General features: G+C 68.4%; 29 protein-coding genes and 3 pseudogenes. 20 read left to right on the forward strand and 12 right to left on the reverse strand.

Translation table 11 applies throughout. The features are described from left to right. The first annotated feature begins 76 nt into the window (after nucleotides 1–76). The 3 genes from ACIRHA_RS04525 to ACIRHA_RS04535 all read left to right on the forward strand — a co-directional run bounded on the left by ACIRHA_RS04525 (nucleotide 77) and on the right by ACIRHA_RS04535 (nucleotide 2,307). Nucleotides 77–472, forward strand: coding sequence for an MmcQ/YjbR family DNA-binding protein (locus ACIRHA_RS04525; RefSeq protein ID WP_403839744.1), 396 nt, complete (start codon nucleotides 77–79; stop codon nucleotides 470–472). After that, on the forward strand, nucleotides 469–846 hold the full coding sequence (locus ACIRHA_RS04530) for an MmcQ/YjbR family DNA-binding protein (RefSeq protein WP_403839746.1): 378 nt from the start codon (nucleotides 469–471) through the stop codon (nucleotides 844–846). The genes ACIRHA_RS04525 and ACIRHA_RS04530 overlap by 4 nt, the downstream gene beginning before the upstream one ends. A 144-nt stretch (nucleotides 847–990) precedes the next feature. After that, on the forward strand, nucleotides 991–2,307 hold the full coding sequence (locus ACIRHA_RS04535; protein WP_403839748.1) for a replication-associated recombination protein A: 1,317 nt from the start codon (nucleotides 991–993) through the stop codon (nucleotides 2,305–2,307). 198 nt (nucleotides 2,308–2,505) lie between these two features. On the opposite strand, the pseudogene ACIRHA_RS04540 reads toward ACIRHA_RS04535, so the two are convergent. Together ACIRHA_RS04540 and ACIRHA_RS04545 are read right to left on the reverse strand one after the other, a co-directional pair. Continuing rightward, nucleotides 2,506–2,736, reverse strand: a pseudogene (locus ACIRHA_RS04540) (hypothetical protein); the annotation flags it as partial. After that, a pseudogene (locus ACIRHA_RS04545) lies at nucleotides 2,734–3,114 on the reverse strand (transposase family protein); the annotation flags it as partial. The pseudogenes ACIRHA_RS04540 and ACIRHA_RS04545, both read right to left, overlap by 3 nt. Nucleotides 3,115–3,293: 179 nt before the next feature. Between ACIRHA_RS04545 and ACIRHA_RS04550 the strand changes: the two are divergent. The 4 genes from ACIRHA_RS04550 (at nucleotide 3,294) to ACIRHA_RS04565 (ending at nucleotide 5,511) form a co-directional block, all read left to right on the forward strand. Beyond that, nucleotides 3,294–3,860 (forward strand): VanZ family protein, encoded by a 567-nt coding sequence (locus tag ACIRHA_RS04550; RefSeq protein WP_403839750.1) that lies wholly within the window; start codon nucleotides 3,294–3,296, stop codon nucleotides 3,858–3,860. A gap of 77 nt (nucleotides 3,861–3,937) precedes the next feature. Then, on the forward strand, nucleotides 3,938–4,387 hold the full coding sequence (locus ACIRHA_RS04555; RefSeq protein WP_403839752.1) for a hypothetical protein: 450 nt from the start codon (nucleotides 3,938–3,940) through the stop codon (nucleotides 4,385–4,387). A gap of 222 nt (nucleotides 4,388–4,609) precedes the next feature. Next, the gene (locus ACIRHA_RS04560; protein ID WP_403839754.1) at nucleotides 4,610–5,008 is read left to right on the forward strand and encodes a VOC family protein; all 399 of its coding nucleotides are present in this window, start codon (nucleotides 4,610–4,612) and stop codon (nucleotides 5,006–5,008) included. A 287-nt stretch (nucleotides 5,009–5,295) separates the two neighbouring features. Continuing rightward, nucleotides 5,296–5,511, forward strand: a complete 216-nt coding sequence (locus ACIRHA_RS04565; protein WP_403839756.1) for a hypothetical protein — start codon at nucleotides 5,296–5,298, stop codon at nucleotides 5,509–5,511. A 1,178-nt stretch (nucleotides 5,512–6,689) separates the two neighbouring features. On the opposite strand, the gene ACIRHA_RS04570 is transcribed toward ACIRHA_RS04565, so the two are convergent. After that, the gene (locus ACIRHA_RS04570; RefSeq protein WP_403839758.1) at nucleotides 6,690–7,010 is read right to left on the reverse strand and encodes a hypothetical protein; all 321 of its coding nucleotides are present in this window, start codon (nucleotides 7,008–7,010) and stop codon (nucleotides 6,690–6,692) included. Nucleotides 7,011–7,268: 258 nt separating this feature from the next. Continuing rightward, the gene (locus ACIRHA_RS04575) at nucleotides 7,269–8,156 is read right to left on the reverse strand and encodes a sigma-70 family RNA polymerase sigma factor (protein ID WP_403839760.1); all 888 of its coding nucleotides are present in this window, start codon (nucleotides 8,154–8,156) and stop codon (nucleotides 7,269–7,271) included. Nucleotides 8,157–8,230: 74 nt separating this feature from the next. Here ACIRHA_RS04575 and ACIRHA_RS04580 point away from each other — a divergent pair, with 74 nt between their 5' ends. From ACIRHA_RS04580 to ACIRHA_RS04625, 10 genes are all read left to right on the forward strand, one after another. Beyond that, nucleotides 8,231–9,763: an MFS transporter gene (locus tag ACIRHA_RS04580; protein ID WP_403839762.1), complete on the forward strand. Its 1,533-nt coding sequence runs from the start codon at nucleotides 8,231–8,233 to the stop codon at nucleotides 9,761–9,763. Nucleotides 9,764–10,558: 795 nt separating this feature from the next. Then, nucleotides 10,559–10,771: a hypothetical protein gene (locus tag ACIRHA_RS04585; RefSeq protein WP_403839764.1), complete on the forward strand. Its 213-nt coding sequence runs from the start codon at nucleotides 10,559–10,561 to the stop codon at nucleotides 10,769–10,771. 136 nt (nucleotides 10,772–10,907) lie between these two features. Then, nucleotides 10,908–11,030 carry a hypothetical protein gene (locus ACIRHA_RS04590; RefSeq protein WP_403839766.1) on the forward strand — a complete coding sequence of 41 codons (123 nt, stop codon included), beginning with the start codon at nucleotides 10,908–10,910 and terminating at the stop codon, nucleotides 11,028–11,030. Further along, nucleotides 11,027–11,281 carry a hypothetical protein gene (locus ACIRHA_RS04595; RefSeq protein WP_403839768.1) on the forward strand — a complete coding sequence of 85 codons (255 nt, stop codon included), beginning with the start codon at nucleotides 11,027–11,029 and terminating at the stop codon, nucleotides 11,279–11,281. Before ACIRHA_RS04590 ends, ACIRHA_RS04595 begins: the two co-directional genes overlap by 4 nt. Beyond that, nucleotides 11,278–11,484 (forward strand): hypothetical protein, encoded by a 207-nt coding sequence (locus ACIRHA_RS04600; protein ID WP_403839770.1) that lies wholly within the window; start codon nucleotides 11,278–11,280, stop codon nucleotides 11,482–11,484. The genes ACIRHA_RS04595 and ACIRHA_RS04600 overlap by 4 nt, the downstream gene beginning before the upstream one ends. Further along, complete coding sequence (locus ACIRHA_RS04605; protein WP_403839772.1) at nucleotides 11,481–11,696, forward strand: hypothetical protein; 216 nt, start codon at nucleotides 11,481–11,483, stop codon at nucleotides 11,694–11,696. Before ACIRHA_RS04600 ends, ACIRHA_RS04605 begins: the two co-directional genes overlap by 4 nt. Further along, a complete protein-coding gene (locus ACIRHA_RS04610) occupies nucleotides 11,693–11,944 on the forward strand; it encodes a hypothetical protein (RefSeq protein WP_403839774.1) in 252 nt (83 codons plus the stop codon). The genes ACIRHA_RS04605 and ACIRHA_RS04610 overlap by 4 nt, the downstream gene beginning before the upstream one ends. A gap of 8 nt (nucleotides 11,945–11,952) precedes the next feature. Beyond that, nucleotides 11,953–12,132, forward strand: coding sequence for a hypothetical protein (locus tag ACIRHA_RS04615; RefSeq protein ID WP_403839776.1), 180 nt, complete (start codon nucleotides 11,953–11,955; stop codon nucleotides 12,130–12,132). Then, complete coding sequence (locus tag ACIRHA_RS04620; protein ID WP_403839778.1) at nucleotides 12,125–12,406, forward strand: hypothetical protein; 282 nt, start codon at nucleotides 12,125–12,127, stop codon at nucleotides 12,404–12,406. Before ACIRHA_RS04615 ends, ACIRHA_RS04620 begins: the two co-directional genes overlap by 8 nt. Beyond that, nucleotides 12,396–12,746: a hypothetical protein gene (locus tag ACIRHA_RS04625; protein ID WP_403839780.1), complete on the forward strand. Its 351-nt coding sequence runs from the start codon at nucleotides 12,396–12,398 to the stop codon at nucleotides 12,744–12,746. The genes ACIRHA_RS04620 and ACIRHA_RS04625 overlap by 11 nt, the downstream gene beginning before the upstream one ends. 35 nt (nucleotides 12,747–12,781) lie before the next feature. Here the strand turns inward: ACIRHA_RS04625 and ACIRHA_RS04630 are convergent, their stop codons facing one another. Continuing rightward, entirely contained in the window at nucleotides 12,782–13,444 is a 663-nt protein-coding gene (locus tag ACIRHA_RS04630; RefSeq protein WP_403839782.1) for a hypothetical protein, read from the reverse strand. Next, entirely contained in the window at nucleotides 13,441–13,956 is a 516-nt protein-coding gene (locus ACIRHA_RS04635) for a hypothetical protein (RefSeq protein ID WP_403839784.1), read from the reverse strand. Before ACIRHA_RS04635 ends, ACIRHA_RS04630 begins: the two co-directional genes overlap by 4 nt. A 618-nt stretch (nucleotides 13,957–14,574) precedes the next feature. On the opposite strand from ACIRHA_RS04635, the gene ACIRHA_RS04640 reads away from it, so the two are divergent. Continuing rightward, nucleotides 14,575–15,702 carry an NAD(P)/FAD-dependent oxidoreductase gene (locus tag ACIRHA_RS04640; RefSeq protein ID WP_403839786.1) on the forward strand — a complete coding sequence of 376 codons (1,128 nt, stop codon included), beginning with the start codon at nucleotides 14,575–14,577 and terminating at the stop codon, nucleotides 15,700–15,702. A 278-nt stretch (nucleotides 15,703–15,980) separates the two neighbouring features. Here ACIRHA_RS04640 and ACIRHA_RS04645 read toward each other — a convergent pair. From ACIRHA_RS04645 to ACIRHA_RS04660, 4 genes and pseudogenes are all read right to left on the reverse strand, one after another. Beyond that, a pseudogene (locus ACIRHA_RS04645) lies at nucleotides 15,981–16,472 on the reverse strand (transposase); the annotation flags it as partial. Nucleotides 16,473–16,544: 72 nt separating this feature from the next. Next, nucleotides 16,545–17,522, reverse strand: a complete 978-nt coding sequence (locus ACIRHA_RS04650; RefSeq protein ID WP_403839788.1) for a PH domain-containing protein — start codon at nucleotides 17,520–17,522, stop codon at nucleotides 16,545–16,547. 59 nt (nucleotides 17,523–17,581) lie between these two features. Next, entirely contained in the window at nucleotides 17,582–18,502 is a 921-nt protein-coding gene (locus ACIRHA_RS04655; RefSeq protein ID WP_403839790.1) for an excalibur calcium-binding domain-containing protein, read from the reverse strand. 366 nt (nucleotides 18,503–18,868) lie between these two features. Next, entirely contained in the window at nucleotides 18,869–20,677 is a 1,809-nt protein-coding gene (locus ACIRHA_RS04660) for a TerD family protein (protein ID WP_403842095.1), read from the reverse strand. 393 nt (nucleotides 20,678–21,070) lie between these two features. Between ACIRHA_RS04660 and ACIRHA_RS04665 the strand changes: the two genes are divergently transcribed. Together ACIRHA_RS04665 and ACIRHA_RS04670 are read left to right on the forward strand one after the other, a co-directional pair. Beyond that, entirely contained in the window at nucleotides 21,071–21,862 is a 792-nt protein-coding gene (locus tag ACIRHA_RS04665; protein ID WP_403839792.1) for a VWA domain-containing protein, read from the forward strand. Nucleotides 21,863–22,031: 169 nt separating this feature from the next. After that, nucleotides 22,032–22,220 (forward strand): hypothetical protein, encoded by a 189-nt coding sequence (locus ACIRHA_RS04670; protein WP_403839794.1) that lies wholly within the window; start codon nucleotides 22,032–22,034, stop codon nucleotides 22,218–22,220. A 253-nt stretch (nucleotides 22,221–22,473) separates the two neighbouring features. Here ACIRHA_RS04670 and ACIRHA_RS04675 read toward each other — a convergent pair whose 3' ends face one another. Together ACIRHA_RS04675 and ACIRHA_RS04680 are read right to left on the reverse strand one after the other, a co-directional pair. Beyond that, a complete protein-coding gene (locus tag ACIRHA_RS04675) occupies nucleotides 22,474–23,082 on the reverse strand; it encodes a sortase domain-bontaining protein (protein ID WP_403839796.1) in 609 nt (202 codons plus the stop codon). A 76-nt stretch (nucleotides 23,083–23,158) separates the two neighbouring features. Next, nucleotides 23,159–23,968 carry a hypothetical protein gene (locus ACIRHA_RS04680; RefSeq protein ID WP_403839798.1) on the reverse strand — a complete coding sequence of 270 codons (810 nt, stop codon included), beginning with the start codon at nucleotides 23,966–23,968 and terminating at the stop codon, nucleotides 23,159–23,161. Nucleotides 23,969–24,314 lie beyond the last annotated feature (346 nt).

The raw sequence follows: 24,314 nt of genomic DNA on the forward strand, positions 1-24,314 counted from the left end.
AGGAAGGATGGGGTGTGCCGCCGCGATCACCCCGTGAGAAAGGAAGCGCCCCATGAAACGCCCCATGAAACGCCCCATGAACGGAACGACCCTGCACAAGACCGCCGCCGACCGCGCCGAGGAGCTTCCCGGAGCCCAGCTGGAGCACCCCTTCGGCGACGACTGGGAGGTCTTCAAGGTGCGCGGCAAGGTGTTCATGCTGATGACCGAGGTCCCGGGGCGCCCCGTCGTGATCCTCAAGGCGGACCCCGGCGAGGCCCACGCCCTGCGGGAGCAGTACAGCCACATCACCCCCGGCTACCACATGAACAAGAAGCACTGGATCACGCTGGAGGGCGGCGACGGCCTGGACAGGGAACTCGTCGATGAGCTCGTCACCGACTCCTACCGACTCGTCGTCGCTCACCTGCCCAGGGCCGAGCGGCCCGTCGACCCGCACACCTACGCCAGCCGCATGCGGGCGGCCCGGTGAGCGCGGCCGGCGACCGGCTCCAGGACACCGCCCGCCACACGGCGCTCGCGCTGCCCGGGACGGACCACGGTTACCCGTTCACCGAGCACCTGGACGTGTACAAGGTCGCGGGCAAGGTGTTCCTGATCGTCACCGACGACCCGGACGAGCAGATCATCACGGTCAAGTGCGAACCCGAACACGCCCGCGCGCACGTGCACGGCCATGCCTCGATCACACCGGGCCGCTACCTCGACAAACGGCACTGGATCTCGCTCGGACCGGGCCCCGGCATCACCGAGCGGCTGGTCACGGGCGTAGTCGAGGATTCCTACGACCTGGTCGTCGAGCGGCTGCCGCAACGCGACCGCCCCCGTGACCGTCCCCGTATCTGATGAGCACCGTAAGCACGCCCGCAATCGCGCGCACGAGCCGCTGAGCCCGCGGCCTGTCAGTGCCGCGTGCGAGGCTCGTCATGCCCGCACACCTACGCCTGCACACCTACGCCTGCACACCTCCGCCCGCAATCTGAGAGACCGATGGAACCGACCGAAGCGACCCTGCCGCTCTTCGACGAAGAGCCCGCCCGGCCACTCGCCGACCGCCTGCGCCCCACCCAACTGGAAGACGTCATCGGGCAGGACCACCTCCTGGCGCCGGACGCCCCGCTGGGCCGCATGGTCGCCCAGCAGCGCCTCGGCTCCGCCATCCTGTGGGGCCCGCCCGGCGTGGGGAAAACGACCATCGCCCGCCTCCTCGCGGACGGCAGCAACCTGGCCTTCGAACCGGTGTCGGCCACCTTCTCCGGCGTGGCCGACCTGCGCAAGGTCTTCACCGCCGCCCGCAGCCGGCGCAGCATCGGCCAGGGCACCCTGCTGTTCGTCGACGAGATCCACCGCTTCAACCGCGCCCAGCAGGACAGCTTCCTGCCCTACGTCGAGGACGGCACGATCACCCTGATCGGCGCCACCACGGAGAACCCGAGCTTCGAACTCAACGGTGCCCTCCTCTCCCGGACCCAGGTCCTCGTCCTCAAACGCCTCGACGAAGCCGCCCTGTCCACACTCCTCGACCGCGCCGAACACCTCACCGGCCACCGGCTTCCCCTGGACGACGACGCCCGCCGCGCCCTGATCGCCATGGCCGACGGCGACGGCCGCTACCTCCTCAACATGGCCGAACAGCTCCAGGCACTCCCGGCCCCCGGGACACCGCTGGACACCGCCGCGCTCGCCCACCACATCCAGCAGCGCGCCCCGTTGTACGACAAGGCGCAGGAGGGCCACTACAACCTGATCTCCGCGCTCCACAAGTCGATGCGCGGCTCCGATCCGGACGCGGCCCTGTACTGGCTCGCCCGCATGCTCGACGGTGGCGAGGACCCCCTGTTCGTGGCCCGCCGCCTGGTCCGCTTCGCAAGCGAAGACATCGGCATCGCCGACCCGCACGCCATCCAGCAGGCCCTCGCCGCTTGGGACGTGTACGAGCGACTCGGCTCACCCGAGGGCGAGTTGGCGATCGCCCAGGCCGTCGTCTACCTCGCCACCGCTCCCAAGTCCATCGCCGTCTACCGCGGCTTCAACGCCGCCCACCGCGCCGCCCGCCGCACCGGCTCACTCATGCCACCCGCCCACATCCTCAACGCCCCGACCCGGCTGATGAAGGACCTCGGCTACGGCAAGGACTACCAGTACGACCCCGACACCACCGACGGCTTCTCCGGCGCCGACTACTTCCCCGACGCCATGGACCACGAGACGTACTACCAGCCCACCCGCAACGGCTACGAAGCCCAGATCAGCGAACGCCTACGCCACTGGGCCTCCCTGCGCGCCCGTCACAGGCGCAGCGACTAACGTCAACTACCGTGCTCAGGCTCAGCAGTTAGGATGGCGGGTTTGCCGTCGTTGAGGGAGTACTCGTGGTCATCGCCGCGCGGACCCGGGCGGGCCCGGCCGCATGTCCCGGGTGCGGACGGATCTCGCTGTGGGAGCACAGCCGTTATGTGCAGCCCGTCGCCGATCAGCCCGTCGCCGGGGCCCCTATGGCTTTGGTCAAGGGGCAAGCGGGGTTGGTGGTTGGGGGTTGCTGGTTGGTGGTTGGTAGAAGGTGCCGTCGCGGAGCATGGCGAAGAGGACGCCGGCTCGGCGGCGGGCGAGGCAGAGCAGGGCTTGAGTGTGGTGCTTGCCTTCCTTGATCTTCCTCTGGTAGTAGGTCCGAGAGATCGGGTCGGTCAGGGCGGCGAACGCGGAGAGGAAGAGGGCCCGTTTGAGCTGCTTGTTTCCCGCATCGGCGAGGGCGTCGATGATCCCGTGCTGCCGGGCGGCGACGCGGTCGATGGGCAGCAGGGTGCCGTCGAGGATGACGAACGCCTTCACCCGGATGGTCTTCACCGCCTCGGTCAGGGTCGGAGCGAGGGTGGACAGGACCTCGACGGCTTCCCGTATGGAGCGGTAGACGGTTGCGATCCCGATGCCGAACCTGGCGGCGAGCTGGGCGTAGGTGTTACCGCACCCCAGATGAGCCAGGGCGAGCAAGGCCTGACGTGCGGCGGACAGGCGTCGCCACCGCGTCCCGATCTCCTGCCGCCGCACGGTCAGTTGCCCCGTCGGGAACCGCGGAGTGTGGCTGGACAGATCAATCGAGGACGGGTAGGCAAGCACGCGAAGCTCCTGGCGGACACGGGTGATCTTGGTCGAGAACCCATCTACCAGGAGCTTCATCCGTGCGCAGTACCGTCCAACTCGCGGTCAGAAACGCCAGCTTGGAAACGGCTCGATGTACGTCACCAAGTGGCCCTGCCCCTGACCACGCCCTTGCAGCACGACCCGAGGAACGCCCCGTGTGGGAGATCATTCTCCACCTCACGCCCGTGACCGTCGCGGGATTCCTGTTGCTGTGCGCCGCCTTGCCCTGGGCGGCCGCGGCCTGGAACGCCCGCACCCGCGATGTTGCCCTGCCGCTCGCGCGTGTCCTGCTGACGTTGTGGCTCCTGCTCGTGCTCGCCGTGACGCTGATCCCCGACCAGTCACTGAACAGCGGTGGGTCCCGCTACATCAACTGGCTGCCGGGCGAAGGCCTGTGGGGCGGCGGCGTGAGCACGCTCGGGGTGGGTGACATGGAACGCGGCATGATCGTGCGGCTGCAGCTGGCGAACGCGATGATGTTCGTCCCTCTCGGGGCCCTGTACGTCTTCGCCGGCCGGCGCCCGCGGCTGGGCCGCGCGGTGGTGGCCTGCTTGGCGCTGAGTGTGTTGATCGAGGCCGTGCAGTACGCGATGAACGCCGGTCGCACCGTGGACGTCGACGACGTCCTCTTCAACACGTTCGGCGGGCTCGTTGGCAGCCTGCTCGCGTACTTGCCCTACCGCACACTGTGTCCCAAGGCGCCGCCACGGCACGCCTCCTGAGCTCGGTGCATCCTGAAGTCGCAGGCCCAGGGGAGAGGGGGATCGGGTTCCGGGATACTCCTGCTGGGCGTGGGCGGTTGCCTGCCGCGAACATCGTCGTCCAGGCTGGTGAAGCCGAGGTCGCCGATGGCACCCAGTTCATGGGCTCGCAGGCGCTCGACGAGTTGGTGGTAGCGGGCGGTGGTGATCTCCGGGGAACGTCCCTGGCGGGCCGGAGACAGTCACAGCAGACGGCCCTTTTCGAGGGCGAGTGCGAGGAAGAAAAGGCCTTTGGCCTTGTGTTCCCGCTGGAGTTGCGACGGCTGTCCACTCCGGTGTGGCACCGGATGCGGATGGATGGATGGATGGCGGCGTCGATCAGGACGACGTGGCCGCCCTTTCGGGTGACCTTCTTCAGTGCCGGGTGCGGCCGCGGGGCCCGTGCGGCGATTGGTTCGATCACCTCCATCACTCGGCGGCGCACCGCGGTCTGGGAGATGCGGTTGCCGCCGGCCATGTCGGCAAGCCGCTGGTCATGGCGCCGATGAGTGAGGACGATCGTGGCGATTTTCCCGGGCGGGAGCCTGCGCCGCCGTGAGTCGGTCTTCTTCGGACGGGCGCGCAGCAGTTCGCCGAGGAAGGTCACGGGGGCGTCGGATCGCTGGTCGGAGATGACCCGGTGGTGTCAGTGGGGCCAGTGTCAGAGGTGGACCCTAGCCTCGCCCTCAAAAGACAAACACCAGCACCCGGAGGGCAGCACCATGGCCTCGATGCCACAGAAGATCACCACTTTCCTCATGTTCGAGGGCACGGCGGAGGAGGCGCTGACCTTCTACACCTCGCTGTTCGAGGACGCGGGGATCGTTGACATTTCCCGCTACGGCGCCGACGGCCCTGGTGAGGCGGGCACGGTCCAGCGCGCCACTTTCCAGCTCGCCGGCCAGCGGCTCATGTGCATCGACAGTTACGTCAAGCACGACTTCGGGTTCACCCCGGCGATGTCGCTGTTCGTTGAGTGCGACACCGAGGCCGAGCTCGACCGCCTCTACGGCGCTCTTGCTGAACAGGGCACGGAGCTCATGCCGCTGGGCTCGTACGGCTTCAGCGCCAAGTTCGGCTGGGTGAACGACCGCTTCGGCGTCTCCTGGCAGCTGAACCTGCCCGAGTGACAGCGAAAACGAAACCCAGCGGGGCCCGTACCGCGGGCGGTGACGGCCGACGGCGAGGAGTACGTGACGGACGGACGAGGCCCGGTGGTCGAGGACGCGGTCGGCACGACGCGGTACGCGACGGTGACCGTGACGCGGGTTCGGTGACCAACCTGCCGACGTCCTAGGCGAACCGGACCGGCGGCAAGCCGCGACGCGTAACCCTGCGCAAGTGATCGCGCTCCGCGGTACCACCCACGCGGACGCCTCAGGCTGCGCGGAGAAACTGCCCGCCACACCATGACGGCATGTCATCTGCGCAGCCAGTTGTGATCTGTCCGCCCGACGAGGACGGCGGCCGGCACGTCCGTATCGACGGTGCGATCCTCGGCCGGGCGTTCTGCGCCGGGGACGTGGCCGTGATTCTGCAGGGGGCTGGACTGCGGTCCTTCAGCGAGATGGGCGTCGCCTACTCCGCGATGATCGAGTGGCGCGGCGGAGGGCCCGACGACTGGACGCACTGAGACCGTCCACAGGTCGGATCCGATCGGCTCGCGACGCGAATCGCCCGCTCTGTACCGAGTGGCCCGTACGGTGCGCGTGGCCCGCGGCTACGCGGAAGACTCCCATCCTCACACACGAGTACCAGGGGGATCTCATGACTGGCCGGTCGCCGCGCCCCGACGAGGACGACCTTGCCCGCTTCCATAACGAGGACGACCTTGCCCGCTTCCACAACGGGGACACCCTCGACAGCATCCCGGTTGTGCGTCTTCTTCCTCGCGCCGTCGCCTCGACCACGTTCCGAAGGCCATGGTTTCTGGCCGGCCTGGTGTTGGCCGTCGGGGGAGTAGGCGCGCTGGCCGGAGTGGGTATTGCTTCCCTTGCCGATCGCGCCGCGCAGACTTCACGGCGCGATAGCCACGCGGCCCCGAAGCAGGCAGCGCCCTCTGCGACATCGCCAATGCCGACAACTACGTCGGCTACGCCGTGGGTTGAGCCCTCGCGTCCTTCCTCACAAATGAACGCGCCGATCCTGGAACCGGTGCTCGTGATCGTGGCGCCGCCGACAGGGGGCGACCCGGGGACAACGTACTGCCTTAGCTACACGGGCTCGGAGAGTGAGGGGCGGCGCGAGGCCGTTCTCCTGGCGAACGCTCCGGCATACCGGTGTTCGGACACCTTGGTCAACACGGCCGGGCAGGTGGCGGACGTGTGGCAGGTGAGCATACCGATGTGCCAAGCGCCCTCCCGGCCCGCAGAGTTCTACTTCGCGGCGGACACGGAATGGGCTGGGGGTGAGTCGTTGTACTCCTGTCTCACGCTCAATCACGGCGCGTAGGTGCCCGCTTGCTCGGGTCCCGGACCGCTTACCTTCTGGACGGTAATCGGGCGGCCAGGCCCGCCAGCAAGTACCGGGCGATCTCCGGGTCCGGGCTTCCGCGAGCAGCACCACCGCGAGGGCCACCTCGCCACCCGCCACGGCAACAAGGAGAAGCAGCAGTACGAGAATGGCCTGGCCCCCAAGCTCCTTGGAAAACGTGAGCAGGAGTGCGCTGAGTCCGAGCAGCGTCGCGGTACCGAGGGTGGCAGGGCGCCGCCCCCATCGGTCCGCGGCCGCCACCGCGAGCAGTGCGCCGACGGTCAAAGCGGGCACCGCGACAAACGACGCCGCGGCCGCCACGCTTGCAGTGCCCTCCCCCTACCCCCTGCCCATCTGGGACCAGATCGCGGGCAGAACCGTGAAGACCGACGCGAGTGAACCGCCTGATACCGCACTGGCCATGGCGCGGGCCCGTTTGCGTCTCGACGGTGCCTCCCTTCTGTCGTCGCCAATCCCCAGTACGCGCCGGAACATCGCGTACACCTGCGGTCGCACGTCCTCGCCGACGCGGTCGTAGACCCTGCGCCGGCTCGGCGTGAGGTCCAGCGGATGCAGGGTGGACTCCCAGTCGGCGCCGAACGCGCTGTTCGTCGCGGCCGTCTTCAACCGCGGACGGATGCCGACTGCCAGCCAGCTCACCGACTTGATCATCCCTCGCTAGAGGTTGGAGCTCCCACAGGGAAGACACCTCCATCGATACGCAGGCATCACTCCAACCTGGGCGTGCTCGTGTGGCTCCCCGCTCGGAGACACTCCCCGCACCTCACGCACGGACAACGGTTGACCCGCCCCACCATTTGGGCTCCAGGCTCGGTGACTACCTGTACTGATCGGGCACGTTGATCGAACGATTGGGCCGTAGACACCGTGAGTAGAACCGTGGCGTTGGCCTGTGGCTTATCCGGACTTGCCGACCAAATGCTGGAGGCGTGACTGGTCGAGCAGCGAGTAGATCTGGGCGATCCGGCCGCGCGTGATCACGAAAGCCATGATTGAGACGGGCCGGCCGTCGGTGCGGACGATGACTGCCGCACTGCCGTTCACCGTGACCGGCTGGAAGGTGGCCTCTGGGTTCGCGAACGCCGCTGCACGTCGGGTCACGTTCTCCGGGCCGTGGATCGTGGCGGTCGCAGCGGGCCGTGTCGCCCCGCCACAGGCGTGGAACGTGATCTCGGGGTGCAGCAGACCGAGAAGGGCGTCGAGATCACCGTCTCGGGATGCCGCGAAGAAGGCGTTGACCACGCTGCGCTGACGAGCGGGGTCGGTCTCGATCTCGGCCGAATCCACTGCGTGCACTCGTCTGCGGGCACGACTGGCGAGCTGGCGGGTCGCTTCGGTCGACTTACCCAGCACACCGGCGATCTCGCTGAAGGGCATTCCGAAGGAGTCGTGAAGCACGAACGCGAGGCGCTCGGGTGGCGTCAGACTCTCCAGGACGATATGCAGTGCCAGACTGAGTTGCTCGGCCAGAAGAGCCTGATCCTCCGGGTTCAGCGCCTGGCCGAGGCGAACGTGGAGCTCGGGCGCGATGGTGTCAGTCGGGCTTTCGGGTCGCGCGGCGCGGGCTCTGAGTTTGTTGAGACACGTGCGTGAGACGACCGTGGTCATCCACCCGTCGAGGTTGGTGACGGTGTCGACGTCTGTGGCCCCCGGGCGGCTGAGGCGGATCCACGCATCTTGGACGGCGTCTTCAGCATCGGCGCTATCGCCGAGGATCCGGTAGGCCAGCGCGGTCAGTCGCCGGCGGCTCTCATCGAAGCGTCGGCTGAGCTGTTTGGAGTCCATCAGTCACGTCCTCGTGTTGCGGGGTGTCAGTACCGGTGACACCCCTACGGCCGAGAACGTGACAGGAGCACGATGTGACGACCCCGAACCCATCACAGACAACCGTAGGTGCCCGCCGGCGGTGGGTCGCGCTGCCGGCGCTGTGCTTGGCCGGCTTTGTGATCCAGCTCGACGTCACGATCGTCAACGTCGCGCTCCCGACGATCCAACATCAGCTTTACGCGGCCCCGAGCGCGCTGGAGTGGATCGTCAGCGGCTACGCCCTCGGGCTGGCCGCGCTGATCCCTCTGATGGGCGCGCTCGGTGATCGGCTTGGCCACCGGCCTGTCCTGTTGGCAGGGCTCGTCGTCTTCGGCCTTTGCTCTGCGGCAGCAGCGTTGGCACCCAATCCGGGCACCCTGGTCGGCGCGCGCATTGGTCAAGGCGTCGGCGGAGCAGGCATCTTGGCGCTCACCCTCGCCGTGCTGACCGACGCCTACCCACCGGAACAGCGTGGTCATGCGATCGGCTGGTGGGCCGCGATCGGGGGCATCGGCTTCGGCGCGGGCCCGATCCTCGGCGGCCTTCTGCTGTCGGCCTTCGGCTGGGCAACCATCTTCTGGGCCAACCTTCCGATCGTCGCCGTCACGGTCATCTTGATCCTCCTGACGGTCCCCGGAGCAGCCGAGGCGTCCGAGGCGAGGCCGCCGCTTGACGTGCCGGGTGTCGTGCTGGCTTCGGTGGGTCTGGCAGCGGTGACCCTCGGATTGATCACCGCGACCGACGTCCCCTGGGCACCGGCACGAACCCTGGTACCGCTCGTCGTCGGTGGCATCGTTCTCGCGGCGTTCGTGCAATGGCAATACCGCGCCGGCCATCCTCTGATCCCAAAGTCGGTGCGCAGCAACGCAGCGTTCCTCGGCGCTTGCTTCATCTACTTCACCAGCTACCTCGCTTTCGGCGGAATGCTCTACTACGTCACCTTGATGTACCAGAACCTGCTGGGCTGGTCCGCGCTGCAGACCGGCCTGTCATGGCTGCTGATGAATCTCCCCTTTCTGTCTGCCGCGCAGATGGCCGGTAAACTCAGCCAAGGGTTCACGCCACGGGCCATCGTCACCACGGGCTGCGCGGCCGGAGCGCTCGGCGTGGGCACACTGAGCGCATTGACACCGACGAGCCCATTCACGGTTGCGGGCGTCGGCTATGTGGTCGCTGGGATCGGTTTCGGACTGCTGGTCCCCGGGATTACCCAAGTGGCCATGCGCGACGTCGCCGGGCCTGTCGCAGGTGCCGCCTCGGCTCTCCTTAACTCCTCTCGCCAGCTCGGCACCGCCGTAGGGCTGGCGCTCGTCGGCGCAGTCGGAGCAGCGGCAACCCAGCACACCTGGACCACCTCGCGGTTCGGGGACACGAGCTCTGGCTCCGCCTCTATCGCGACCGGAAACCTGCAAGGAATCCCTGCTCACATGCAGGACACGGCTCGCAGCGCATTCGAGACGGGATACCACGTCGCTCTTGGCCTCTGCACCGCGAGCCTCTTGACCGCGGTCGGGGTGTCGCTGCGGGTGCTAAAACAACGGACGCCCCGCACTGGATCTCACCGGACGAAGGAGCCGAGCCTGTAAGCCAGGCGAACGCCGCCCTGCCCCCGCGAGCCCGGCTCAAAGTCGCGCAACAGGTCATCGACCATGGCGTCCGGATCCGAGAGGTCGCTGCACGGTTTCAGTGCCCGTGGCCCACCGCCAAACGATGGGACCGGCGCGGAGAGCCGACGCCGAATCAACTGGACGCAGTACCCCTACACCGGCCCCGGCGAAGACGTCCTCGGGCCCCTGGCCGGCCGCCGGGTGCTGGAGCTGGGATCCGGCAACGGGGACAACCTCGCCCACCTCGTCACGCTCGGCGCCGCCGGTGTGGGCGTGGACGTCACACCGAGCCGCGAAGCCGTCGCGCGGGAACGCTGGGGGACATCTGCACATACTCGAGTTTTCGAATGGCGAGGCCGTCGACTACCTCACCACCACGGCCGACACGTTCGACGTGGTGCTGTCCATCTTCGGAGCCGTCTGGCTTCGGCGCCGTCTGGTTCGTGCACCCCGGCACGCTCCTGCCCCTGGTCCGCGAGCGTATGAACGCGGGCGGCCCCCTCGCCTTCTCCCACCTCCCGCCCGGCACCCAAGAACTCCAACCCGGCGCCAAAGCCGTATGCGCCACGACCACACGCCCGACGAGTGGGCCGGCCTCCTGCGCCACCACGGGTTCCGGGACGTGAAAGCCGAGATCATCGAACCGTCCGTGGGCCATGACGTCGGCACGGTGCTCGTGCGGGCCACGGCCTGGAACGGCGCGTCAACCGCAGCCCCGGTCCCGGAAGCCAGACAGGGCATAACCGGGGGCGCGTACGTGCCGTTGCACAGTGCATGAGTGAGGACGAGCGATTCACCGAACGGGACTTCGCACAGCTCACGGACGCCTACTGGCTCGACGCCCCACACCGTCCTGACGCTTCGTACGCCTGCCCTCTCGACCACACGCCCCAAGGCGACATCATGACGTGGCTGCGCCCGTGGCTCGTCGGCTTGAGCGCGGCGCTCATCGCGGTCGGCGGCACCGTCGCCATCCTGACCGGCTGAGTCGCCGGCCGGGTAGCCCCCGGCGTGAGATGCACAACGAACCCCCATGATCCATTTCCGTCCGCTCCGCACCGCCGCCTAACGTCCCCCGGACACATCGACAGCCGGGGGGGGCTAACAAAGCGGAGCGCGAACCATGATCCCCCTGGCAGGGCGAGTGCCGTACATCAGCGGCGAGCCGGTTTCGAACTGGGTGGGGATACCTCTGCTCGTCCTGATGGCCGGTGTCTGCGTCTGGGCCCTCTGGAAGCGCAAGTGAAGAGTGCAGGCCTCGAACGGTGGGCGGAATGGGCCGTGCTCGTCGGGGCGGCCATCGTCTTCATCGGCAACGCCATGGACACGGACGGCGCGACCGGCTGGCGGTTGTGGGACTTGTTCCTGCCCGCCTTCGTCGCCTTGACCGCCATCCGCGTGATCCGCCGCGACCGGCGTAAGCGCCTCGCCCGACGCCGGGCCCTGCTGACCCGTCTCGACCGGCTCATGCAGCGCGAGGTACGGAGGCGGCGATGAAGGTGCGCACGCAGCGACGGGTGTTTGTGGGCGGGCAGTCTCTGGTGCTGGTCTCGGGCCTCGGGCAAATCGCGACCAGCCCTCATCTGTCGGCCTGGAAGATTGCGGTGCTCGCCGTCGCCGGGACATGCATGGTCATCGGAATCGTCCTCGTGCTGCGCGACTTCCGGCGCCTGGAGCGGCGGGAAGAGGCGGGCGAATGAAGAAGCGGCTGAAGAAGATTGGGGCGGTGCCGGGCGCGGCCGCGGCGGGCTTCGGAGGGTACGGCGGCGCCACGGGCGGCAGCGACGTCGGCTGGACCGTACCGCTATGGGTGTGCGCGGTCGTGGGAGCCGTGTGCGCCGTCTTCATCGTGGTCATCATCAACGACGTCCGCGAGGCCGTCCGCCTCGACCGCGAGGGAGGGCCTCGATGAAGCAGTGGTGGCGAGGGTGGCGGGCGTTCTTGGGCGCCTACCCGGAGCCACCCAAGAAGCTCACCGTCCGGGAGGCCGTGGCGAGCGCCGTCGTGTACGCCGTCTTCCTCTGCGGCGTGGGGCTCATCACCGGATGGTGGACCTATGTGATCGGTGGAGGGCTCAGCGGCGCCGGAGGCAATCTGCTGTACCGGTGGTGGTTCTGCCACACCGACCGGCCCGAGCACGAAGACGAGGTCAGCGAATGAGGGCGGCTGTGCGGACTGCCGCAGGGAACGCCGCCCTGTCTGTGGTCATCTTCGGCGCCTACGGCCTCATCAGCGGCGATGGGGACAACGCCGTCCTCTACGGGCTGATGTGCACCGTCCTCTACTCCAAGCGCGACTGGCGGAAGGCCCGCCGCGCCGACAAGCGGAAGGAGAACGACGATGAGTAGCCCCGGCGGGTTTGGCGGGCCGCTCGGGCCGTTCCAGACGGACGATCCCGACGAAGCCATGGGCTGTGCGAGCGGCTGCTTCATCGTCGTCTTCGGCGCCGTTCTTGGGTTCGTCGTGGGGATTCTCGTACAGGCGGCGTGGAGCATGAGCTTGCTGACCCTCGCGGCCGGGCTGCTTGCCTCGTTCGCTGGGTTCTGGGCCGGTAACCGGCTCTGGCCGCGCGTGGAGCGCTACATGCCCGACCCGTACCCCGAGGACGAAGATGATCATTAACGTCCTGGTCCGGAGCATGTACGCGCTCATCTTCGGCGGCATGATCGCCTACGTCGCCCAGGGCCTCTTCCACGACGGCTGGGTGTCCGCGGCCTTCGGTGCCATCATCGTGGCCGCCTGCGCCGTCTGGAACCTGCGCCGAGCCACGGTGCAGCGCGACCGGCGCCTCGGCCGCACGGGTACCCGCTTCAGCCACTTCATGGTCTCCCGTACCGGCCTGGTGGTCGTCCTCGTCGCGCTGGCACTGTGCGCGGCGCTTGTCATCGCGATCGGCGACGATGACTGCCCCTCAATGGATGCCGCCGGGAAGTGCGGCATGCCCAGGCACATGAACTGGTAGCCACTGCCTTGACTGAGAGTTGGCCGCACGCGCCATCAGTTCTCCACCCTGCTCGCCAACTGGTAGGCGCCGCGCACGGCGGACAACAGCTCATAGAGGGAGGCCGGTTGCGGGTTCGGGTCGTCTTCGACGATCTCCGCCTCGTGAACTTGGCGCAGCGATGAACCGGTGACCTTGCCCGTGGCTGCCGCGCGCTCGTACTTGACGCGGCCGGCCTCCTCGCCGTGCTGCTTGATCACGGGGGCGATCTCGCGGGTGTGCGCGCCGGGCAAGAGTTCCAGCGGCTCGGCGGGTTTGTCGCCAGCCGGCGAGAGAGCCAGCGTCACTTGGTAGCGCTCGATCCCGCGGTAGGCCCACTGGCGGCCCTTGTCGAACCGCTCGTCGACGTACTCCTCGAACGTCGTGTGGGTGGCCCGGTACCGGCGCCGGTCACGCACGTTCGCCATGGCCTTCGCGACGACCACCGTGTCATCGAGCCAGGGCTGTACGGCCCGCTCGCACAGCCCCAGCAGCTCGCTCTCGTCCTGGTCGAGGGCGCCGGACTTGTCGCCGACGTCGACGGGGTCGGGGTCGGGGTCGGGGTCGGGGTCGGGGTCGGGAAGATCGTCGAGGCGTACGCGCTCGTAGTGGCGGCCCTGGGCGATCTGGCCGGGCGCGGGAGCAGCGGGCGCCGTGGAGCCGATCTTCGGGCGGCTCACAACAGAACCCCCTGATCCTTGAGTTCCGTGGCGAGGGCGGCATGGGCGGAGCCGCTCGGGTCGAGGGGGAAGCCGGCGCCGGTCTGCGCGTACCGCTGGACGGAGGGAATCATCGTCGACAGCACCGTGAACCCGGAGGCGGTCATGTCGTCGCGGGTCTCCTTGGTGGCGCGCGTGCCCGGCTGGCAGCGCGTCAGGAGCACCGTAGGAACGTCGCTGTCCCGCAGGCTGTTCACGTCGTCGAGGAACCCGCCGAGCGGCAGGTTCGTCAGGCGCTCGACGTCCGAGGCGGTCGGCACGAGGTTGACGAGGACGAGGTCGGCGATGCGTACGACGGACCGGGCAACGTCCGGATGCTCCTCAATGTGGCCCACGTCCACCACCGCGATGTCCTCGGCACCGAGGGCCTCGCGGATGTTCTGGTGGGCTATGCGGGACGCCGCACCGAACACGGGGAACGGCCAGCCGTTCGCGGCGTGCCAGTCCCTGCCACTGGTGCGAGAGGTCCGCATCGAACCCCTTGACCGGATAGCCGCGCGCGTGGAGCGCGTTGGCGAACCAGGCGGCCTTCGTGGTCTTCGACGACGTGCGTCGGTCGGCGGCGGGATCCCGGATGCCGGCACGGTGGGTGGCCGTGTCCGTCGCTGTCGGTGTTCTCCTCGACGAGCGGCTTGTCGTCGGTGGTGCGCGTGGTGGTCTGTGTCCAGCTGTGCAGGACGGCTGGAGGTACGGGCGGTCCTGACGGAACTTGAATGCGGCGCCCGAACTGATCGGCCTGGACAACGACAAGGCGCGGGATATCGTCCGCCGCCACGAGCGCTGGTGGCACGAGGTGCTCGCCGACCTCGCCCAGCAGGCAGGAGCGGACGAACCCGGCCCTATGGCAGAGGAGTTGCTGCTTCTGCTGGACGGCTCCAGTGCCCGTGTCATGGTGGAGGGCACGGCCGGTCCTTGTCGCGCGACGCATGGCCGAGAGCCTCTTGGCCCGCGCGGGATTGCGGGACCGGCGGTGACCCGACACGAGGACGCGCGAGCGAGCCAGGACCTACGGGCCGTCCGGGCCGCGGCAGTGGCCTCCGCCGGTGCATGCCCTCTGCAGACAGGGTAGTTGGGAACAGGAGGGGACGCGGATGAAGGTCGCAGTCGTCGGTGCCGGTGTCATCGGGAGCGCAATAGCGTGGCGGCTCGCGCAACGGGGCACGGAAGTGCTGTTGGTCGACTCAGGCCAGCCCGGGGAAGCGACCAGCAGGTGCAGCTTCGCGTGGGCGAACGCGAGCAGCGTAGAAGATCCCGCGTACTTCGCCCTGCGCGAGCACGGGCTGCGCGAGCTCAAGGGGCTGGCCGACCACCTCGGTACACGATGGGTGCTGGCCACCGGACACCTGCGCTGGGCCGCGGCCGAAGCCGACTCGGCGAAGCTCCGTGGCAGAGTCGCCGCCCTCGCCGCACGCGGCTACCCCGCCGAGATCGTGACCGCCCGGCACGCAAACGACGCCATCGAGCCACACGTACGGTTCCCGGACCCCCATCACCCTGTGGCGCACTTCCCGACCGAGCCGTCAATCGACGCTCCACGGCTGGCCAAACAGCTCACCTCGCTCGCTGTCGCACACGGAGCCACCGCCCTACTGGGAAGACCCGTAAAGGCTGTTGGGGTGAACCGGACCCGCATCACTGACGTCACGGTCGGGGCGACCAGCTACCCGGTCGACGCGGTCGTCAACGCCGCAGGCCCACACAGTGACCTCGTAGCAAAAATGATCGGACGGGAACTTCGCCTGATCGAAGAGCCCGGCCTCGTGGCCCGCCTCCGTTGCACGACCGCCCCCGTCCGGCAGGCCATGCACGCACCTTGCGTGGAGATCCGCGTAGACGGACGACACAAAGTCCTCATCCACAGCCGGATCGTCGACAACAAGCTGGGCCCAACCGGCTACGCACAGCCCTCGCACATCGAAGAACTACGCTCCCTGGCCGGAGAAGTTGTCCCGGAGCTGGCCGATGCGGAGCCGGCCGACGCGCGCGTCGGCTGGAGACCCATCCCCTGGGACGGTTTCCCCTCCCTCGGATCAGCAGCAGGAGTACACGGATACTACGAGGCCGTCACACACAGCGGAGTGACCCTGTGCGCAATCGTGGGCCTCCTCCTGGCCGACGAGATACTCACGGACGCGAAACACCCACTCCTCGCCCCGTTTCGACCCGACCGCAGCGACCACACCACCCAGGCCCCCAGCTCACCACCACTTCCGCTCTGAGACTCAGCAGGTCTGCGAGCTTTTGCGCCGGGGGAAAGAAGCAGGATGGTCAACCGGGCGGATCGGTGCTCGGCGCATGGGGCGGTCCGGTCACCATCGGGTAGCCAACTGTCTTTTGCGGTCAGGTCTGGAGTTGGATCTCACCGCAGGCGGACTCTCCGGATGACAGGCCCCGCCGACCACGGCCGCACGCTCAGTACGATCAGGGGCTACCGGTTCACCGCCCACCGGTGGCCCGCTGAACGTCGCCGCACCAGCATCTCCTTTGACCTGCCCCACTATTTGGGCTCCAGGCTCGGTGACCAACCGGCAGCCGGGATGGTGTCGTTCTCGGGGAGTAGTTCGTACTCGATGGGGGTGCGGCAGCCCAGAGCTGAGTGTCGTCTCTGGCGGTTATGGAAGATCTTGATGAACTCAAAGATCGCGTTGGCCAGTTCGACCCCGGTATTCCACCGCCTGCGGTTGAGCAGCTCGATCTGCATGGAGGACCAGAACGGCTCCATCATCGCGTTGTCCAAGCCGTCCCCGACGGTGCCGAACGGCGGCAGAAGGCCGGCGGACCGGATCCGCTCCCCGAAGCCCCAGGAGGTGAACTGGGCGCCGTGATCGGCGTGAATGATCCCGCCCGGCTCGGAGCGGCGGTTACGGATGGCCATGTCCAACGCGTTGACCACGGGAGTGGAGTCCTGTCGTGAATCGATGGACCAGCCCACGATCCTGCGGCTGACCGCGTCCAGGACCGCTGCGCAGTAGACCCACCCTTCCCGGGTGCGCTGTTGTCCTCGCACGATGCCGCGTCCGTGTCCGCGTTCGGTGGTGGGTAGGTCGAGAGGTCTCTCGAGTCAGAGGCGGGTGAGGAGTTCGGCTTTCTTGGTCTGGAACTCGGTGTCGTCGATGATGCGGGCGGCGTGGAGTTCCGACAGCTTGGTGATCTGCGCGAAGACGTCGGCCTGCGGTGCGGGCGGTGCCGGGGAGGCCGTGGGTGCCGGTGCTGTGGTCCGGGCCATGGCCGAGTCGGTGATCCTGCCCATTTCGGTGCGGATGGCGTCGGCCAGGGGGCCGAGATCGCGCGTGCTGATGTGCTTGATGGTGGAGATGTTGCCTGAGACGTGGATCGTCAGTGTGCCCAGGCCGAACGTGGAGCTGGTCTGCACTGAACTGATGCGTTCGAGCGGGAAGTCGGCCAGGCGGCTGCCGGTGAAGCCGTGGCGCAGCATCAGGACACGGCGGTCGGTCAGGACGACGAGGCCGGTGGCGTCGTCGTAGTTGCCGGAGGCCATGAAGTGGACGGTCTCGCCCGGCGTGAGGTGTTCGGGAAGCTTCTTGATCTCGCGTTTGCTGCCGAGGGTCCAGTTGAGGCGGGCGGCGGCTCGGAGGATGTCCTCGCGTTCGGCTGCTGTGCCGATCCGTGCGGCCATCTTGGTGGCCTTCTCGTTGTGGTGTGTGTGCAGGGCGTCGTCGCACTGGGCGTAGGCGGCGGCGCAGTCGACGGCGTGGGTGTCGTTGTGGTCCGTGACCGAGCGCAGATAGTCGTAGAGGCGGCCGAAGGCATGGCGCTGGCCGTGGGTGAAGATCACGGTGTTGGGCTCGGACGCGGCAGCGGCGGCGTCCAGGGTGGGCAGCGGTTGGCCGCCGAGGCCGAGGCGCAGCCGGCCGTTCTTCGCGATGTTGGCGCGCACCAGGTCGACGCTGCTGATTGCGGCCAGGGGGATGTTCCGGTGCTTTACGGTCTGGCGGCTGATGCGGGCCCCGGCCCCGGTGCGGGTGAGGACCAGCTGGTCGCCGTGGATCTCGATGGTGCCGTTGTGGCCCTTGTACATGTCGTGCATACCTCGCGGTCGGGGTTTGTTGTGTGAGAGCTCGGCGAGGGTGGGGCAGGTCAGGTGTCGCAGCCGATGCCGTCGCCGTCGCGGTCCAGGTGGGGTGCGTAGCCGGGCTCGCCACGGTGGATCGGAGCGGCGCCGGCCGCACGCGCGGCGGTGCAGTTGTCGTAGGAGACGCTGGGGGAGTCATTGGAGCTGGAGTCATTCGAGCCGGAGGAGCTCGTGCCGGTGTCCGTGTGCCGGTCCCTGTGCTCGTGGTCGTGCAGGTAGAGGTCATCGCCGGAGGGGCATGCCGTGCCTGCCTTGACGACGTCCAACTCCACGCTGGTGCTGTCCGGGCGGGTGACCTTGGTGTCGGCCTCGGGGCTCTGGGTGCAGACCTTCCAGGCATCCGGGTGGGCGGGGTCGTCGACGTCGAGATAGGCGCTGGGCGCGGAGATGGTGGTGATCGCCGTCTCGTCGATGATCTTCTTCTCGGCGTCCGCGTAGGTCATGCCGACGACGTCCGGCATCTCCTTGTAGTCGACGGCCTGATTGTCGGCGGCCGGGCACGAAAGGCCGGTGCGGACCACCCCGAAGTCGATAGTGGTGGACCCCGGCGTCGTGTCGGACTTGACCCTGGTGGGGCTCTGAAAGCAGACCGTCCAAGCACTGTCGTCCCACTGTCCGGCGTCCTGCTCGGAGGCGTCGTGCGAGGTCGTCGTGAGGCCGTCGTCGGTGGCGGCGCGCTTGGCGTCGTCCAGGGGCATGCTCGTGTAGTCGGCGAACTTCGTGTACGCGCGCTTCTCCTGCTGGGCTGCCGGGGAAGAGGCCACTGTGGGGGCCGCGTCACCCGTGTCGTTGTTGGGGGAGACGAGGGGCGCGATGAACCAGAGAGCGGCGACGGCTGTGGCGATGAGCTTCGCCGCCCGGCGCCACCCGGTGAGCCAGACCAGCACGACACCGAGGGGCGGGAGGACCACCAGCAGGGCGATCACCAGGACTGGGTGCTGCCACCACCGACGGGGGCGCGGGCCCGGTGCCGGCGGTGGAGCGTACGGATGGGGTGGGGCGGCAAACGACACGGAGGGACCCTCAAGGCGTCAAGTGGGGCAATGTATCTACCACTTCACCTGAGGAGTGGTGCGTCTTCATTGCTGGTTTACGGAGATCTGTTCCGCGTGTGGGCGGGAGTCGGCCACTCCACGTTAGGTATTCCGCATGCCGCCTCAGCGGGGCATAAAGGCCTGAAAGGCAGGTCTTTGGTCCCGTCTCCCCGTCAAATGGTTCGGTCGACACCTGCGCCGGAGGGCACTGGCGCAAGTAGGTGAGGCCAGGCCCGCGGGAGGTCGGGCTTGGAGGGGCTATTCGACGTCGACCCCGTGGGCTCGGGCGAGACCGTCGAGGCCGTCCGCCCAGCCCTGGCCCACGGCTCGTAGTTTCCAGGCGGTGCGACCGTCGAGGGGGTGCTGGTACAGCTCGGCGACGACCATGGCGCGGATGCCGGGATCGGCGGGTGGCTGGAACGACCAGGCCGTCCCGGTGGCGGCCTCGATGCGCAGGGTTGTGTGCGTGAGGGCGTCGCAGGTCAGCCCGGTGTCGACGTCCATGTTGATGGCCACGGCGACGCGGCGTACCCGGGGCGGGAGCGCGGCCAGGTGCAGGGTGGCGCGTTCCACGGTCTGCGGCCCGTCCTGCTGCTTGCCCAACAGTCGCGCGGCGCCACCGGCCGCGGCGGGTTGGTGGTAGAAGACGAAGTCGTCGTCCGCGGCAACCCGTCCCTCGGCGCTGGTCAGGAGCAGGGTCAGATCCGCGTCCGCGCCGGCGAAAGCGAACGTGATGGTCAGTCCCTGCCAGGCATCTTCGGGCAGCGGCACGGTCTGACCGGGGACGAGTACGGTCGCGGCGGGCCCGGGCGCCGGTTCTGGCAGCGGTTCGGACGACGCCGCGTGCTTCCACTCGGTGAACGACCTGATGCGGAACGGGTCGCCGGCCGGAACCTGGCCGCTGGCCGGGTCGATGGAGCCGAGGGCGATGTCGAGGCCCGCGAGCGGGCTCTCGGCGGAGTCGGATTCTTCCTGGGCGTGATCCAGTAATTCCTGGAGGCCTGCGACGCGGGCCGTGTCCAGGGGCTTGATGGTGCTGGAGAGATTGCCCGACGCGGTGGTGGCCACGGCGCAGGAGACGTCCTGGCCGATGTCGAGGAAGCGCAGCGCGTCTTCCGGTGTGCGCCAGGGCGTGGACTCGACGGCCTGACGGGTCCAGCGGCCGTAGGCGACAAATCCGAGGCGCTGGGTGTCGGGCAGGCGGGTCAGCACGGCAAGGTCGATGGCCGTGATGCCCGGCGCTGTGGCGAAGCCCTCCTTGAGAGTGGCGACGATGTTGGAACCCATGGCCGTCAGCCACCACAGGACGCGGTCCCGTTTGGCGAGCTTCTTCAAGGTAGGGCGCCCGGCGGGAGTCATCGCCGGAGTCTGGGTCGGCATCGCATCGAGATCCTGCTGCCGCATGACGACCGACATGACCGTGCCGTCCACGCCGACGGCGCAACCAGCGGCCGGGTTGTCCGAGAAGGCAGTGTTCACCGCTTCGCAGACCGTGTCCTCCTCGTTGGTGACAAGAGCCCGCCACCACTGCTCCGCTTCGGTTTCCAACTGCCGCTGAATCCCGTGCAGTCGGGCGAGCTCTGCGGACAGGTAGGCGGGCGCGTCCTGCTCCGCCCGTTGCCGGGCGGCGGCCCGCTGTGTGCGGGCCAGCCGGCCGACACCTTGGAGGTGGAAGGTGCGGGCTTCGGCGAGCGCCCACGGGAAACCCAGCTGAGGCGGCTCCGGGAGGACGGGCGGATGGGCTTCGGGGAACGACTGCAGATGCACACTGGTCGTCTGGCGCCGCAGCTCGCGCAACTGTGAGATCGCCGCGTCGCGTTCCGCTTCCTGCTGGGCCCGCTCCGCCTGCCGACGCGCCCGGTCCAGTGCGGTGGCCGACGGGGCGGTCGTCCGTGCACGCGGGGAGCGGTGCGTGCTGGACCGTCGTCGACCGTTGCTCAGTGAATTCGACGCGTAGAAGGGGCCGAGCCCGGACGAGATCCGGGCACCACCGCTACCGACGCTGACCCGCGCGACCCGCGGACCGACGGAGGTCCTCACACCGCGCGTCGAGACCCGCACGCTCATCCCTGGCACACCGACACGAAACCCGAACCCCATGATTCCCCTCATTTCTCCGCAGCCAGTCTGCATGACGCCTCTGGGCGGATGCTCAAGTTCAGACAGTGTCAGCGCATCAGCCTGCGGGTCTTACGAGACCGCGCCGTGGCCTCCGGAGTCTGTAAGACGATCAGGACGCCATGCCGCGCGACGCCCTCCACACCGTCGGCATTGAAGTCGGCGCCTGCGACGAACGCAACGCCGTCTGGCTCGCCGACCGACCATGGTCGACCGCGGCCTTCGGACGCCGTCATCGCGTCGGGGATCAACCGCGCCCGACAGGCGTGGAGCCGGCTTCACCACAACCATCCGGCCCTTCCAGGCGTCAACCACCCACGACCACGCAAGGAGCACACCCGTATGCCGATCGACTACGTGAAGATGCCCGCCGGACTCGTCAGCCTCACGAAGACGGCCGCCGTCTCCCTGCAGAAGCAGGGCCTCACTGGGCGACAAGCCGCCGTCTACCTCGTCCTCGACCGGTCCGGAAGCATGCGCCGCTACTACAAGGACGGCAGCATGCAGCACCTCGCAGAACAGGCCCTCGCCCTGTCCGCGAACCTGGACGACGACGGAGTTGTGCCCCTCGTCTTCTTCGACACCGAGGCCCACGACGCCGTCGACATCAGCCTCGACAACTACGTCGGCCGGATCGCGAAACTCCACGAAGCGCTCGGCCACTTGGGCACCACGAACTACGCCGCCGCCATGGACGCCGTCATCAACCACTACCTCGACAGCGACGCCAAGGCGCCCGCGTTCGTCATCTTCCAGACCGACGGCTCCCCCGACTCCCGCCGCGCTGCCGAACAGACCCTGTGCAAAGCAGCCAAGTTGCCGATCTTCTGGCAGTTCATCGGCTACGGCGACGACGAGTTCAAGTTCCTGCACAAGCTCGACGAGCTGGCCGTACCGAAGAAGCGGATCGTCGACAACGCCGGCTTCTTCCCGGCAGGCAAAGACCCCAAGCTCATCCCCGACGCAGTCCTTTACGACCAACTCATGGGCGAGTATCCGGACTGGCTGCGTGCCGCCTCCACGGCCGGAATCATTGACGGCGGCATCATTCTTTCGGAAACGGGCGGAACCCCCTACGGGGTGCCGACGAGGCAGGGTCCGTGGTCCGCGGCACCAGGACCTGCCAGGGCATGAACGCCTGGCACGTCGAGGACGAAGGGCAGCGCATCAGTCTGCGAATCTTGCGAGACCGAGCCGCGGCCTCCAGCTTTGTGACCGCACGCCGGCGCTCGGACATCCTCTGGGGCTCTCCAGACCTGAGACGATCAGTAAGACTGCAGGACTGGGCGCGGAGAGGTGGAACATGATTGTTCTGGTGCTGCTCGGCATCTTGGTGCTCACCGTCGGTGGGTGTGCATGTGTGGTGTGGGCGGGGCGCGGCGGGCCCCGCTGGGTCCGCGGCGTAGCGACAGTAACTCTCGCCGCGGGCGAGCTGGTGCGTCACTCCCAGAAAGACCGACGCCGCAGCCCCACCAGCAGTGCCGATGACTAGTCGCGCCGGCCGACGTGTCGCTGCTCCAGCCCAATGCCGTGCTTCCTGCCGTCATTGATCGCCGCCTTCACCTCATGACACCGCGCGTCCGTATCCGGCCCAATAGCTCCTTCGGGCGGCCGATGCGGTACGCCGGCGCTCCCGCTTCCCGTGGCCCGGACCACCGAAGTCGCCTCGCACCCCGGTGCCGCGCCTCACTAAGGTCGCGGATCTCCCGGTAGGCGTCGGGCCTGTCGTCGATGGTTTGAACGTGTCAGTGGGCACGGGGTGCTGGGCGGGCGATCGCGTCGGCGATGACGTTGGAGTCCCAGTGCCCCTTGCGGATCGCGCCACCGCAGGTGATGAGCCGCAGTTCCGGGCGCCGAGTGGGGCCGTAGACCTTGTCGGTGGGGAAGTTCCCTTTCCCGACGGTGCGGATGCGGGTGACGCTGAAGTTCCGCACCTGGCCTGCCCGGTCGGTGACGGCGACGGTCGCCCCGTGTTGGATTTCGTCCAGGCGGGCGAAGACCCCGTCGGCTCCGCCGGGCAGGTCCTTGTGCCCGACGAGGACGGCAGGTCCGACGGTGCCGGGGGCCGCTCCCAGGGAGTACCAGCCGACGTTGCCTCCGCGAGCGAACGGCGGGACCTGGAGGGTGTTGTCCTTGTTCAGGCCGAGCGGTTCGATGCGGGCATTGACCTTGAGGGAGGGCACCTTCACGCGGACCGGCGTCTGCGCGGCCGGCAGCCCGGCCGGTGATGCGGCGGGGGAAGGGCTCGGGCGGGGCGGCGCCGCGTCGTCGGTCGGGCCCGCTGCGGGCGGGTGCTGCGTGCCCGACGCGAACAGTGCCGTCAGGAGAACGGTGGCGGAGGCTACTCGTGCCACGGTCCGCAAGGGGATGGGGCGGGGACGGCGCGAAAGAAGGTTCGCACGTCCCCGCCCCGGAGGAAGGGTGGGCATGTCAGTGGCGCCTGGCACCCCTCCGGTGGCGCAGCACCCGCCACCCTCCGACCAGTGCGAGCGCGACTCCGCCGGCACCGAAGACCGCTCCGGCCGTGCCGGGTCCGGCCTCATCGGGGTGCTCGGCGCCGGCAGCCACCGCGCCGCTCGGTACGTGCGGCTTGGCACTGTGGTCGGGCTGCTTGCCGCCGTCGTTGGTGCTGGACGACGGCGTGGGCGTCGGGGTACTGGACTTGGGGGTGGCGACGTCGAGTGTGCCGGGAGCGACTGCGATGCTGCCTCCGTCCGCGTTCAGCGTGATCAGGCTTCCTCCGGGCTCCAGAGTGGTGCCCGTGGGCGCCTTGGCGTCGACGGTCACCTTCGGTGTGAACCGGTAGGACGTGTTCTTGGGCCAGGACCAACCCGAGCCGGTGGATGTGCCGAGGTCGCAGACCAGCCGCTTGCCGCCGTTGACCACGTCGCAACCGGTCAGCGAGGGGAGGTTGTTGCTGCCCCAGTCCGCGCCTTCGGACTTGAACGTCACCGGCACGGTGGACTGCGCGGGGAAGGTGCTGTCGCCCGGAGCGTTGAAGGAGGCCTTGGAGCCGGTGGGCTTCATGTTGATCATGGAGGGGGTCCGCGATCCGTCATAGTGCACGGTCCAGTTCGCGGTGCCGGTCTCGCCCGGAGCGATGGTGACTGTGGACGGCTGGTTCGTCATGCCGTTCGCATCGGCGGCGGCCGGGACGGCGGTGCCGAGCACCACCGCCGAGGCTGCGAGCGCGATGGGGGCCACGCCGACTGAGCGCCGGAGGGGTCTGCTCTGAAACACGAATGCTCCCTCACGTTTGTGTGAACTTCCGGCAAGCAGTTGAGGGGAATTGGACCCCCATCCGCGTCACGCCACACCCCACCACGCACGGCGACCACTCCGTCGGAGCACTTCGAGTTGAGCTCATGGGGGGAATCCGGCCGTCAGGATGTTTCACGGCCCTGGCGTGATGGCTGTTCAGCATGTGAAAACTTCACGGTCCCGCCGTCCGTCTGAGACGCCATCCGCGTACCGGTCGATGGACGCCTGGCCGGACGCCGCCGGGGCGCTTTCATCCCGCGACATACCGGCGTCGTCTCCGTTGCCACGGTGAACACGTTCGGCCGCACCTCCCGGACCCGGCCCC

The sequence above is a fragment of the Streptomyces sp. NPDC102360 genome (genome assembly GCF_044766085.1).
Taxonomy (GTDB): domain Bacteria; phylum Actinomycetota; class Actinomycetes; order Streptomycetales; family Streptomycetaceae; genus Streptomyces.

Excerpts from the sequence above, each read along its gene's own strand:
- ACIRHA_RS04560 (WP_403839754.1), top strand. The coding sequence starts at position 4,610 with ATGCCACAGAAGATCACCACTTTCCTCATGTTCGAGGGCACGGCGGAG.
- ACIRHA_RS04535 (WP_403839748.1), top strand. The coding sequence starts at position 991 with ATGGAACCGACCGAAGCGACCCTGCCGCTCTTCGACGAAGAGCCCGCC.
- ACIRHA_RS04670 (WP_403839794.1), top strand. The coding sequence starts at position 22,032 with ATGATTGTTCTGGTGCTGCTCGGCATCTTGGTGCTCACCGTCGGTGGG.
- ACIRHA_RS04610 (WP_403839774.1), top strand. The coding sequence starts at position 11,693 with ATGAAGCAGTGGTGGCGAGGGTGGCGGGCGTTCTTGGGCGCCTACCCG.
- ACIRHA_RS04620 (WP_403839778.1), top strand. The coding sequence starts at position 12,125 with ATGAGTAGCCCCGGCGGGTTTGGCGGGCCGCTCGGGCCGTTCCAGACG.
- ACIRHA_RS04660 (WP_403842095.1), bottom strand. The coding sequence starts at position 20,677 with ATGAGCGTGCGGGTCTCGACGCGCGGTGTGAGGACCTCCGTCGGTCCG.
- ACIRHA_RS04565 (WP_403839756.1), top strand. The coding sequence starts at position 5,296 with ATGTCATCTGCGCAGCCAGTTGTGATCTGTCCGCCCGACGAGGACGGC.
- ACIRHA_RS04585 (WP_403839764.1), top strand. The coding sequence starts at position 10,559 with ATGAGTGAGGACGAGCGATTCACCGAACGGGACTTCGCACAGCTCACG.
- ACIRHA_RS04605 (WP_403839772.1), top strand. The coding sequence starts at position 11,481 with ATGAAGAAGCGGCTGAAGAAGATTGGGGCGGTGCCGGGCGCGGCCGCG.
- ACIRHA_RS04590 (WP_403839766.1), top strand. The coding sequence starts at position 10,908 with ATGATCCCCCTGGCAGGGCGAGTGCCGTACATCAGCGGCGAGCCGGTT.
- ACIRHA_RS04665 (WP_403839792.1), top strand. The coding sequence starts at position 21,071 with ATGCCGATCGACTACGTGAAGATGCCCGCCGGACTCGTCAGCCTCACG.
- ACIRHA_RS04525 (WP_403839744.1), top strand. The coding sequence starts at position 77 with ATGAACGGAACGACCCTGCACAAGACCGCCGCCGACCGCGCCGAGGAG.
- ACIRHA_RS04575 (WP_403839760.1), bottom strand. The coding sequence starts at position 8,156 with ATGGACTCCAAACAGCTCAGCCGACGCTTCGATGAGAGCCGCCGGCGA.
- ACIRHA_RS04600 (WP_403839770.1), top strand. The coding sequence starts at position 11,278 with ATGAAGGTGCGCACGCAGCGACGGGTGTTTGTGGGCGGGCAGTCTCTG.
- ACIRHA_RS04650 (WP_403839788.1), bottom strand. The coding sequence starts at position 17,522 with ATGTACAAGGGCCACAACGGCACCATCGAGATCCACGGCGACCAGCTG.
- ACIRHA_RS04640 (WP_403839786.1), top strand. The coding sequence starts at position 14,575 with ATGAAGGTCGCAGTCGTCGGTGCCGGTGTCATCGGGAGCGCAATAGCG.
- ACIRHA_RS04635 (WP_403839784.1), bottom strand. The coding sequence starts at position 13,956 with ATGCGGACCTCTCGCACCAGTGGCAGGGACTGGCACGCCGCGAACGGC.
- ACIRHA_RS04625 (WP_403839780.1), top strand. The coding sequence starts at position 12,396 with ATGATCATTAACGTCCTGGTCCGGAGCATGTACGCGCTCATCTTCGGC.